This is a genomic window from Proteiniborus ethanoligenes (assembly GCF_900107485.1).
In the GTDB taxonomy this organism is placed as follows: domain Bacteria; phylum Bacillota; class Clostridia; order Tissierellales; family Proteiniboraceae; genus Proteiniborus; species Proteiniborus ethanoligenes.
In genome coordinates this window covers 1-1,869 of sequence record NZ_FNQE01000063.1, presented here as the reverse complement: position 1 = coordinate 1,869, position 1,869 = coordinate 1, and the positions used below count along the sequence as shown (strand labels likewise).

Genomic DNA, 1,869 nt, shown 5'->3' with positions numbered 1-1,869 from the left:
TCTAATAGGTTTATTTAAGCGTGCCCTTTTTTGGATAATTATTTATTTACATATTTTCAAACATTTTTACTTGACATTTCATAGTTGGTCTCCTTGTATTATTAATTACCTTTTATATATTTTATTGCAGAAGGTATTTTGTTAACTATATCTCCTGCTATAAGACCGTATTCTCCTTTTTCCATTGCTGCCATGTCGCCCGCTAATCCATGAATAAACACTCCTGCTATTGCAGCATTTAGAGGCCTTATGCCCTGCCCAATAAAGCTTCCAATTATACCACTTAACACATCCCCGCTGCCTGCAGTGGCCATCCCTGGATTTCCAGTAGTATTAATATAAACCTGCCCTTCTGGACTTGCTATTACCGTATTCGCACCTTTTAACACAGTAATTGCTTTAAAGATTTTAGCTGTTTGTTTACAATATTTTATCCTATTTAGCTGTATTTCTTCTGTAGTTATATCTAATAATCTGCTCAATTCACCAGGATGAGGAGTTATGATAGTTTCATATGTTCTTGAAGTCAGAGTCTCCCTTTCCTCTGCAATACAATTTATTCCGTCTGCATCCAACACTATAGGCTTATAGCTAATGCTCAAAATCTCTTTAACCAAACTAATTCTTTCAGTATCTTTTCCCATGCCTGGTCCTAAAACCAAGCAATCTAAATTAGAAGTAGCTTCTAATATTTCATCTGCTCCAGCTTGAATAAAGTTGCCTTTATTCTCACAATCTATAGGAATAGTTATGGATTCTACTACTAATGTCTCTATTATCGTGCTTAATGAAGCAGGCACAATTGAATAAACCAATCCACTTCCACTTCTAAGACTAGCTATAGTTGCCAAGGCTACAGCCCCTGTCATTCCTCTGCTTCCACCAACAATCCCCAGCTTTCCATAATTACCCTTATGACTATCCTTTTTTCTTTCAGGAATAATACTGGATACGAATTCTTTATCTATTATAGTGAAATCGCCGGGTTTAAATTCTATATCTATATCATTTTTTGGTAACATACTATGGTTCTCTTCTGCAATTGCAAAGGCTATTGCATTATCCTTGCTATGGCTAATTGTTATATGTATGTTAGAAATCTTATTATTTTCTGCTATTTCCTTTGCTCTACCATAAAGAGCTACATATGGCTCTGATGATGGCTTATGCTTTATTTCAATATCAGTCCACTTAAAACCGCTGATTCCACTTCCTAGTGCTTTGCTTACGGCCTCCTTTGCAGCAAAAATCCCTGCTATAGTATTGATATTATTATGTTTTTTGTTAATGTATTCTATTTCCCTAGATGTAAAGATTCTATTTATAAAATTTATGTTTCTATCTATAGCTTTTTTTATTCTGTCTATTTCTATAATATCTATTCCACTGCCCTTAATCATTATTCCACCTCATTATAAAATCATGCCTATTAATAAACTCTATGTTTTATCCTCTAACGAAAGATATCTAATATACTCTTGTCAAGAGATATTCCGAACCACAATGCCATTACTTTTACAAATTGAACTAATAAAAATATTACTGAAAGCATAAATGCTATAACAAAAATAACCTTTATAATTTCAGTAATCTTTTTATTAAATCTAAAGTCTTTAATCAGTATTCTAATTCCACTATTTATAAGCATAGTTATGAGGTTTGAGAATATCTCTAGCCCTGATAAGATAAGAATAATTAGCATAATGAGTTTTATAGACAATCTGGTTCAGCCCCTTCCTAGAGTACTTAATTAAATTATAGCACAAAAGCTAAAAAATATTTCTTAATTTCCCGCAGTTTCGAAGCACAAATTTGTTCACTCCCTCCGGTCGTGCAAATTTGGTTCTCATTGCGTTTGACCTACCATCG

Annotated in this window: 2 protein-coding genes; both read right to left on the bottom strand. The window is 33.3% G+C overall.

What is annotated here, in order from left to right; all coding sequences use genetic code 11:
* Nucleotides 1–101 precede the first annotated feature (101 nt).
* Nucleotides 102–1,400 (bottom strand): NAD(P)H-hydrate dehydratase, encoded by a 1,299-nt coding sequence (locus BLV37_RS14720; RefSeq protein WP_091733215.1) that lies wholly within the window; start codon nt 1,398–1,400, stop codon nt 102–104.
* A 53-nt stretch (nt 1,401–1,453) separates the two neighbouring features.
* Complete coding sequence (locus BLV37_RS14715; RefSeq protein WP_176968003.1) at nt 1,454–1,702, bottom strand: hypothetical protein; 249 nt, start codon at nt 1,700–1,702, stop codon at nt 1,454–1,456.
* Between the last annotated feature and the right edge of the window lie 167 nt (nt 1,703–1,869).